This window comes from Nonomuraea terrae (assembly GCF_004348995.1).
GTDB lineage: Bacteria > Actinomycetota > Actinomycetes > Streptosporangiales > Streptosporangiaceae > Nonomuraea > Nonomuraea terrae.
Map to the genome: position 1 here is coordinate 1 of NZ_SMKQ01000298.1, position 7,891 is coordinate 7,891.

At 66.2% G+C, this 7,891-nt stretch carries 11 protein-coding genes and 1 pseudogene; 7 read left to right on the forward strand and 5 right to left on the reverse strand.

Going from position 1 to position 7,891, the window contains the following annotated elements; genetic code table 11:
- Nucleotides 1-145 precede the first annotated feature (145 nt).
- The 5 genes and pseudogenes from E1286_RS44125 (at nucleotide 146) to E1286_RS51605 (ending at nucleotide 3,903) form a co-directional block, all read left to right on the forward strand.
- On the forward strand, nucleotides 146-547 hold the full coding sequence (locus E1286_RS44125) for an NUDIX hydrolase (protein WP_223190907.1): 402 nt from the start codon (nucleotides 146-148) through the stop codon (nucleotides 545-547).
- Between the two features lie 608 nt (nucleotides 548-1,155).
- Nucleotides 1,156-1,479, forward strand: a pseudogene (locus E1286_RS44130) (transposase); the annotation flags it as partial.
- Between the two features lie 435 nt (nucleotides 1,480-1,914).
- Nucleotides 1,915-2,796, forward strand: coding sequence for a tyrosine recombinase XerC (locus E1286_RS44135; RefSeq protein WP_132622907.1), 882 nt, complete (start codon nucleotides 1,915-1,917; stop codon nucleotides 2,794-2,796).
- A gap of 371 nt (nucleotides 2,797-3,167) precedes the next feature.
- On the forward strand, nucleotides 3,168-3,734 hold the full coding sequence (locus tag E1286_RS44140) for a hypothetical protein (RefSeq protein ID WP_223190909.1): 567 nt from the start codon (nucleotides 3,168-3,170) through the stop codon (nucleotides 3,732-3,734).
- A gap of 43 nt (nucleotides 3,735-3,777) precedes the next feature.
- A complete protein-coding gene (locus tag E1286_RS51605) occupies nucleotides 3,778-3,903 on the forward strand; it encodes a hypothetical protein (RefSeq protein WP_281282856.1) in 126 nt (41 codons plus the stop codon).
- A gap of 122 nt (nucleotides 3,904-4,025) precedes the next feature.
- Here E1286_RS51605 and E1286_RS44145 read toward each other — a convergent pair whose 3' ends face one another.
- A complete protein-coding gene (locus tag E1286_RS44145) occupies nucleotides 4,026-4,379 on the reverse strand; it encodes a VOC family protein (protein ID WP_206060996.1) in 354 nt (117 codons plus the stop codon).
- 266 nt (nucleotides 4,380-4,645) lie between these two features.
- Between E1286_RS44145 and E1286_RS44150 the strand changes: the two genes are divergently transcribed.
- On the forward strand, nucleotides 4,646-4,834 hold the full coding sequence (locus tag E1286_RS44150) for a hypothetical protein (RefSeq protein ID WP_132622909.1): 189 nt from the start codon (nucleotides 4,646-4,648) through the stop codon (nucleotides 4,832-4,834).
- 44 nt (nucleotides 4,835-4,878) lie between these two features.
- On the opposite strand, the gene E1286_RS44155 is transcribed toward E1286_RS44150, so the two are convergent.
- Both E1286_RS44155 and E1286_RS44160 read right to left on the reverse strand, forming a co-directional pair.
- Nucleotides 4,879-5,289, reverse strand: a complete 411-nt coding sequence (locus E1286_RS44155) for an HIT family protein (RefSeq protein WP_132622911.1) — start codon at nucleotides 5,287-5,289, stop codon at nucleotides 4,879-4,881.
- A 52-nt stretch (nucleotides 5,290-5,341) separates the two neighbouring features.
- Nucleotides 5,342-5,551 (reverse strand): hypothetical protein, encoded by a 210-nt coding sequence (locus E1286_RS44160; RefSeq protein WP_132622913.1) that lies wholly within the window; start codon nucleotides 5,549-5,551, stop codon nucleotides 5,342-5,344.
- 22 nt (nucleotides 5,552-5,573) lie between these two features.
- On the opposite strand from E1286_RS44160, the gene E1286_RS44165 reads away from it, so the two are divergent.
- Nucleotides 5,574-6,158, forward strand: coding sequence for a DinB family protein (locus tag E1286_RS44165; RefSeq protein ID WP_132614367.1), 585 nt, complete (start codon nucleotides 5,574-5,576; stop codon nucleotides 6,156-6,158).
- A gap of 239 nt (nucleotides 6,159-6,397) precedes the next feature.
- Here E1286_RS44165 and E1286_RS51610 read toward each other — a convergent pair whose 3' ends face one another.
- Nucleotides 6,398-6,532: a hypothetical protein gene (locus tag E1286_RS51610; RefSeq protein ID WP_281282857.1), complete on the reverse strand. Its 135-nt coding sequence runs from the start codon at nucleotides 6,530-6,532 to the stop codon at nucleotides 6,398-6,400.
- Nucleotides 6,533-7,133: 601 nt separating this feature from the next.
- The gene (locus E1286_RS51615) at nucleotides 7,134-7,265 is read right to left on the reverse strand and encodes a hypothetical protein (protein WP_281282858.1); all 132 of its coding nucleotides are present in this window, start codon (nucleotides 7,263-7,265) and stop codon (nucleotides 7,134-7,136) included.
- Between the last annotated feature and the right edge of the window lie 626 nt (nucleotides 7,266-7,891).

Genomic DNA, 7,891 nt, shown 5'->3' on the forward strand with positions numbered 1-7,891 from the left:
GCCCTCCCCCGAACCCGACCCGGCCGAAACCCCACCGCTCCCGGACGACGTCGCACCATATCCGGTATGACCGCAGATTCGTGTCCTGGTCGCGCCAACGGCAGACTTGTCGGGCGGCATGCCCCCTCGACAATGGGAAGAACGGTTGAACAGCACCATCGACAAGATCGCCTGGCTTCACCTCGACAGCGGCACGATCCTCAGTACCCGGTCGCAAGGCAAGAACGTCTACTACATCCCCGGAGGTAAACGCGAACCCGGCGAGAGCGACCTCGACACGCTTGTACGCGAGATCGACGAAGAACTCTCCGTCACGATCTACCCGGCGACCGCCGTCCACGTAGGCACGTATCAAGCGCAGGCGCACGGCCACGCCGCCGGGGTCACCGTACGGATGACCTGCTACACCGCCGTCCACGACGGAACACCGACGCCCAGCGGCGAAATAGAGGAAGTCGCCTGGCTGAGCTACGCCGATCGTGATCGAGTTTCCCCAGTTGACCAGATCATCTTCGACCACCTGCACGAAACCGGACAGCTCCACTGACGCCTACAGCCATCCCAAGAAACACTTCACTGACCGCTTCAGATGATCAACGGTGCAACTCCCGACCCACTCCAACGCCTTTGCCGTCGCCTACGCAGGCTCACCTGCACGGGACCACCCCATAGCCGATTCCAAACCGACGCTTGCGGCGCTGCCCGAGCAGCCGGCCAGACCGATCACGGCGACGGCGGCCACAACGGGCAGCTGGCCGACGAGCACGTAGCTGGTCGGCACCGCTCCGCGTACACCGTTGGATGGACCCCACATGTCCGCTGACGTCAGCACAGCCGGTGACCTGCCATCTCGCGTGTGATTCACCGGCCCGGCAGACAGGGCCTCGACGCTGTTCGCCTGGCAGGCCAGCCGGATGCCGCTACGTGCCCGACCACGGTGAACGTGCCGACGCACCAGATCCAACAAGGGGCATACCCCCGTCGGTGGCGTTACGCGGCCGCGACGCACACAGCGGTCTGCTCAGCCAGCCAATGACCGCAGCGTTCAGCGACATGCCACCGGCGGCACCCGCGATTCAATCGACGGCACCCGCAATTGCATGCCTCCGACCTCTCACGATGCCGCGCTCAAGCGTTTCTCCGGCTCGCCGAGACCTGGGGCGCAAGTATCCCGCGATCGTGAAGGTGTGGGAGGACGCCTGGGCCGAGTTCGTGCCGTTCCTCAACCTCGACACCGAGATCCGCCGGGTGATCTGCTCGACCAACGCCATCGGATCGGTCAACGCCCGGATCCGGCGGGCGGTCAAGGCTCGCGGCCGCTTCCCTGACGAGCAGGCCGCGCTCAAGTGCGTCTACATGGCGATCAGGAGCCTGGATGCTACCGGCAAGGGCCGCAAACGCTGGATCACCCGCTGGAAGGCCGCTGTGCACGCCTTCGCGATCACTATCGAAGGTCGCCTGGCCTCGACCACCCGATAACTAATCAAGATCGAGAACATCGTTATCGAGACAGACCCTGGGCGTAGTCCATGCGTCAGCACGAGCTTGCTCATCCAAGGCGTACGGCGGTGTCCCGGCGCGTCCCTACGCCTGACTCGTTGGCCGCCCGAGCGAGGGGCCCTGGCCGTTCCTCTCGGCAGGTCCGTTCGCGTGACCAGCTGCCATGATGGCGACCTCGGTCCGTCATGGATGCCGCTGGATGCGCATGATGGTGGTCTGGACGGTTAAGAGTGTTTCGCGTGACGGTAGATGTCTGGGTGTGCCCGGGATGATCGAGACCTGCGATGCCTTCTGGTGACGGTGGGTTGGCGACGTGTACGGATGACGCCGGAGACGCCTACGGGCGACGGTGAGCTGGCGACGTGTATGGGCGATGGCCGGGACGCGTAGGGGCGACGGTGGAACGAGGTGGGCGTGGACAGGGATGAGGTTGTGGGCGAGTTCGCTCGGTTTCTGCGGCTGGAGCGCGATCTCTCTCCCCATACCGTTCGTGCCTATCTGGCCGACGTCAGCTCGCTGCTCGACCATACGGACGGGCAGCTCGAAGGGCTCGACATCGGGGTGCTGCGGGAATGGCTGGCCGATCAGCACGCGTCCGGCAAGGCACGGGCCACTCTTGCGCGTAGGACCGCGGCTGCCCGTACGTTCACCGCGTACTGTCACCGCCGCGGGTGGCTGGCGACCGATCCGGGTCTGCTGCTCGGGAGTGCGAAGTCGCCGCGGTCCCTGCCTGTCGTACTCGACCAGAAGCAGGCCAAGGCCGCACTGGATGCGCCCCCGACCGCAGACCCCAAAGAGCTGCGGGACCAGGCGCTGCTCGAACTGCTGTACGCCACAGGTGTACGGGTGAGTGAGTTGTGCTCCCTCGACGTCGATGACGTCGACCGGGAGCGCAACGTCGTCCGGGTCATGGGCAAAGGCCGCAAGGAACGAACAGTGCCGTTCGGGCGGCCCGCGTTGCAGGCGCTGGACCGGTGGTGCATTCATGGGCGGCCGTTGTGGGTGCGAGCGAGGTCGGGGCCGGCGCTCTTCCTCGGTGTTCGTGGCGGGCGGATCGATCCAGGGACTGTACGGCGCGTGGTGCACGCTCGACTGGCCCAGGTCGAGGGTGCACCGGACATGGGGCCGCACGGGCTGCGGCACAGTGCGGCCACGCACCTGCTTGAGGGCGGTGCGGATCTACGCAGCGTCCAGGAACTGCTCGGCCACGCATCCTTGAACACCACGCAGGTCTACACGCACGTCTCCATCGACCGCTTGCGTGCGGCGTACAGACAAGCCCACCCAAGAGCCTGACGCGACAATCCGCGGTGCGGGCTGTGTCGCGGCGCCGACTTCGGCCGGCGCGCGGTGTGGTGCGGCCCTCGTTGTCTCTGGACATCGCAGTACCGACGTCGGCCGGGAGGCAGCGCAGCGTGCCTGACTACGGCGGCTGTAGCGACGAGCCCACCCGGCCCAACAGCTGACGACCGTACAGTCCCCCCTCCCGGGGCGCTGTCGCTGCTGCACAAGCAGCAGATCCGCTTCACGGCCGACCGCGCCCAGGCGATCGCCGAGCTCTGTGACGGTGCCGAGGCGGCCATCACCGCCGTCCGGGACCTGGCCACCGGCTCGGCCCTGGACGACGCTGCGCTGGCGAAGTTCCTGGACGAGAACGGCGGGCTGCTGTGAGCCGGCGGCGTGACGCGATGGGCTGGACGCAGGCCGAGAACGACGTCGCGGACGTGATGATCTGGCTGCGCTGCAACCACGGGCGCGAGGTCAGCTACGCCGACATCGCCGCCGGCGTCCAGATCCCCGACGGCCACCGGCTGCGGCGGTCCGTCCGCATCGTCCGCGTGATCGCGGCCAACCGGGGCGACCGCCTGGAGAGGTTCATGCCCTCGACCGACCCCGCCCGGCGCGACTCTGCCCGGCGCCGGGTCTGGGTCACCCGATACATGCGCAACGGACACGGCGATGATTTCAGCGCCCGCGACGCTATGTCCGCCGCACGTGCGGCGATGACATCGGTCAAGGACATGCACCGCGCCACCACCTTCGAGGCCGGCAACCCCCACTCGATCGCGCGCAAGGCGTTCGCCACGATGGCCCAAGCCGCCGACGAGTGCATCACCAAGGTCGCCGGCATCGACAAGGTCGACCCGCAGGCGGTCCGGCAGGAGAACACCAGCCTGCTGACCCAGATGATCGCCGATCTGGAAGCCCGGCTCACCGAACCGGCCGCAGGCTGACCAGGGCCCCACCGCCCCTCAACGACCAGCCAGGAGCCCCGCCATGACCACGCTCGAACGCGCCCTCGCCAAAGCCCTCACAGAGATCGTCATCGGGCTTGATCTCAGCGCCGACGACGCCATCGCGCCCGAGGCCGCGCTGGAGGTGCTCCGGGTCGAGCCGAGATAACGGGAATTCCGGCCATGGGTGGATCTTGGGCGCTCTGAACTGCTGCAACGTCGAGGGGGTTCGAGCTCCGCCGTACGACTCGGGGCCCCGAATAACTGCTGGCCTCCGCTCAGTGCTTCCGCTCAGCTCTTCCGCTCACCCAGGACGCAGAACTCGTTGCCCTCCGGGTCGAGGAGGGTCACCCAGTGCTGCTCGTCCTGCACGGTGTCGACGCGCCGGGCACCGAGGGAGAGCAGCCGGGCGACCTCGGCCTCCTGGTCGTCGGGGCGGAAGTCGGGGTGGAGCCGGTTCTTCGACGTCTTGCCCTCGGCGACAGGCACGAAGAGCAGCCCCGGCATCCGGTCCGGCTCAGGCCGGATCTCGATGATCTCCTCAGATTCGTCGACCACAACCCAGCCGAGAGCCTCGGCCCACCAGCGCCCGAGAGCGACAGGGTCGGCGGAGTCGACGATGATCTGTTCCCATTCCAGTGCCATGGGCTTGAGCATAGACAGGACCGGCGGCCCGGCCCCGGAGGGGTCGAGCCGAGATACGAGCAGAAGCGGCCAACAATCGATCATGTTCGTGATCTCGGAAGTGGCCTGGGCGAGTTTCGGAGTCCTGGAGTGCGGAATCTCGGAAGTACGGCCTGGAATCCACTTCCGAGATTGGCTCATCTCGGAAGTACGGCTGGCCCCGAGTCGTACGGCGGAGCAGGAACCCCCTCGACGTTGCAGCAGGTCAGAGCGCTCAAGATCCACCCATGGCCGGAATTCCCGTTATCTCGGCTCGACCCGTGCTCCAGCCGGTGATCGACCTCCTGCAGGAGCTCCCCGAGCAGGACCGGCAAGCCCTCGCCGGACTGATCAACCAGTGCGCGCAGGAGGAAACCGACCCCGAGCGGCATCTGACGGCCTGGGAAGCGCCTGAAACCCTGGGTCTCCTGGCCTGAGGGCACCACTGCTCAAGGCGTCCAGCCAGGGCTTGGGAAGACCCTCAGCGACCTGCGGTGACCCGCTCCAAGACCTGCTCCAGTTCGTGGGCCGGGGCAAGCGGGGAGCTCCACGTCAGACGCAGGTCGTCCCCGCGCCAGCGCGGGACCACATGCACGTGGTAGTGGAAGACGTCTTGGCCGGCGGCCTCGCCTGTGTTGTGCTTCACGTTCACGCCCTCAGGGGCAAGGGTTGTCTTCAGCACAGCGGCGACCCGATGCACCATGTCGGCGACCTCGCCGTGAGAGGTCTTGGAGATCTCCCACACGTCGCGCGCATGCACGCGCGGAATCACCAACGTGTGTCCCGGAGACGCAGGTCTGATGTTCAAGAACGCAAGCGTGTGCTCATCCTCGAGGACCCGATAGGACGGCAAGAGACCGGCCACGATCTTGCAGAAGGTGCAGTCGCTCATCCACGCAATGATCGCATCCGGTGGGCCTACTTGCCTTACGTGGCTGACAAGATCATCTCTCTTTGACCTGGAGGAAGAGGCTAACTACCCCAGATAACCATCGCACCGCGCCGGACGTGAGGAAGTAGGCCGGTTCGGCGAAGTGCCGGTACGCCGCGGTGGGCAGCGTCACCGGCACGCACCCCTCCTCGACCACCTTGGCGAGCAGCTGCTCCCGCATGCGCCGCTCGATCATCTCCCGGAACGGGGCGTCCTCCCACATCTCGCGTTATCTTTGGTGACCCATGATCGACGATTTCGCGAAAGACAACCTGCACGAGAGACTGCGGCGGGACCGCAAGGCGCTGCTCTGGAAACTCGACGGCTTGTCCGAATACGACGCCCGCCGACCTTTGACAGCGACCGGGACCAACCTCCTCGGCCTGGTCAAACACGTGGCCACCGTCGAGGCCAGGTACTTCGGCGAGGTCTTCGACCGCCCTTCCCCGGAACCGCTGCCCCGGTGGCAGGACTCCGACGGCAGCGATCTGTGGGCGACCGAGGACGAGACCCGCGATCAGATCATCGGGTTCTACCGGCGCACGTGGGAACACTCGGACGCGACGATCAACGAGCTTCCCCTCGACGCCCCCGGCCACGTGCCGTGGTGGCCGGAGTCAACGCCGGCCTGGCACACGAACCTGTTCGCCATCATGGTCCATGTCCTCGGCGAGTCCACCCGGCATGCCGGGCACGCCGATATCCTGCGCGAGGGCCTCGACGGCCGGACCGGGTTGCGCGCCGAATACGAGAAGCAGATCGACGAGGAAGCCCGTGCAGCCTACTGCGCGAAGATCGAGCAGGCCGCCAGGGCGGCCCGCACCAATTAAGGCTTAACCACAATCGCGCCACCGTGGCCGCGCCCTTGGCGGGGGCCACGGTTCACCCCCGCTCTCACCAGCAAGATCACTTAAACGCCACATGTCGGAGTGCTGCGACGCGCCCTTAACGACCTCGAGGCGCTTTCCGCACGCTCGGTTCTTCTTGGGTCCGGGCTGCGTTCGGCCAACTTGGCCTACGTGAAAGAAGAGATCATCGTCCTCTGACCTGCTGGAAGGGTCCTCCAACCCTAGATAACGATGGGTGCAGGTTCGGCTCCGTGAAGGATGATCACGTCGTGGGCGGCGAGCGCTGCATCAACCATCTGGCGGACCAGGCCCAGGTACAGGGCGCCGCTGGCGGCCTGGTAGGCGACTTCGCTCATGCGGGCAGGCTCCTCATCATGCGCAGCGCCAATGACTGTTCCTGGGTTCCCCGACCCCGAACTCGTCGGCGGCGTCCCACAACCGGTTCTCAATCTCCTGCTGGGTCACTGCCATCAGTCGGGGTGTCCTTGCTCGTCAAAAGGGGGCGGCCCGAAGGCCGTGGCGTTCCTGCTGGTCACCCGATCTCGGGCGCGCCCGGCATGTACACGTCGGGGTGTCCTACAGGGTGAACGCACGCGGGGCGTCGAACGGCCTGCGTGGGCGATCTAGCAACGATATCTCTCCCAAGGATCACAGTATTCGGCAAACGGTCAAAACAAACGACGCGCCCAGAGTCAGCTGCTTGGAGGTCGTCAAGGCAGGTCAGGCAAGTAGGTAGCCATGCAAGCTGGTGGACGACGAGCCAGATTGGACGCTGACCAGGGCGCACGACTGCGATTAACGGAACCTGGCGTGGGGAGCCCGTTGCGGACCAGTCGGCAACCGTCGGGGTAGCGCTGCAACAACGTCTCCAGCTCCGCGTCGGCAGCGGCGTCGTCCTGCGGGGCCAGCCACGTGTCGCCTCCTGCACCTGGAGCGCGAACTCCTTGGGCCAGGACGTCAGCCGTGGGCACCGCTCAGCGGCAGGAGGCCCGGGCGCGCGAGCTCTCGATCTGTGTCCTTGGTTTGCTTGCGCGCCACCTCGGCGTCCTCCAGGTCGATCTCCGTCGATGCCTGGACCACAGTAACCATCAGGTGCATCTCCTTTACTAGGAGTTACATCGAAGACCGTACAGACCCTACAGTCCCTGGCAGTCCTGCACCTTTGGACCGGCGGATGGAACAGTGTCGCAACGGTTCGGGTCAGGCATGGCGCTGGTTCGTACCCGAGGGCGGGTTGGCTTCAACAGGACGTTGGAGGGCGGTGTCTGCTTCGGCGGCGTCCCTTGCGGTGTTGTCCTCTTGTCCGGCTACGCCGGTCCTTGCGGGTATGGCGCGCCCAGCGTAAGGCGATGATCAAGGCGAGGGCTCCCAGGAGTGCGCTGATGCCGATGGCTGGTTCGGTGGGTACCGATGAGGCCGAGTGGGCCAGGAAGTTGATCGGCGTCGCGGGTTGATGAGCGTGGAATGACGCGGGGGCCGAGGTTGTGGGATCGGCAGGATCGGTCCTGCTGGGTGGAGTTTTGGGAGTCGGCTCTCTTGATGTGGGTGCTGCTGCTCCCGCGTATGTCGGTGGTGTGGTGGCGTCCGCAGCCGCTTGAGGTTGTGGATCTGTGGTCGGCCGGAGGACAGGAGAGGGCGTCGTGGTGTCGTCCTCGCGCGGGGCTTTGCCGGGGATGGCTTGGGTTGCCGGGGGTGAGGTCCAGAAGGGGAGGAGG

Coding starts and splice junctions, on each gene's coding strand:
- E1286_RS44145 (WP_206060996.1), bottom strand. CDS start 4,379: ATGGCACTGGAATGGGAACAGATCATCGTCGACTCCGCCGACCCTGTC.
- E1286_RS44160 (WP_132622913.1), bottom strand. CDS start 5,551: ATGTGGGAGGACGCCCCGTTCCGGGAGATGATCGAGCGGCGCATGCGG.
- E1286_RS51615 (WP_281282858.1), bottom strand. CDS start 7,265: ATGGTTACTGTGGTCCAGGCATCGACGGAGATCGACCTGGAGGACGCC.
- E1286_RS51605 (WP_281282856.1), top strand. CDS start 3,778: ATGACCACGCTCGAACGCGCCCTCGCCAAAGCCCTCACAGAGATCGTC.
- E1286_RS44155 (WP_132622911.1), bottom strand. CDS start 5,289: ATGAGCGACTGCACCTTCTGCAAGATCGTGGCCGGTCTCTTGCCGTCC.
- E1286_RS44165 (WP_132614367.1), top strand. CDS start 5,574: ATGATCGACGATTTCGCGAAAGACAACCTGCACGAGAGACTGCGGCGG.
- E1286_RS44150 (WP_132622909.1), top strand. CDS start 4,646: ATGGCCGGAATTCCCGTTATCTCGGCTCGACCCGTGCTCCAGCCGGTG.
- E1286_RS51610 (WP_281282857.1), bottom strand. CDS start 6,532: ATGAGCGAAGTCGCCTACCAGGCCGCCAGCGGCGCCCTGTACCTGGGC.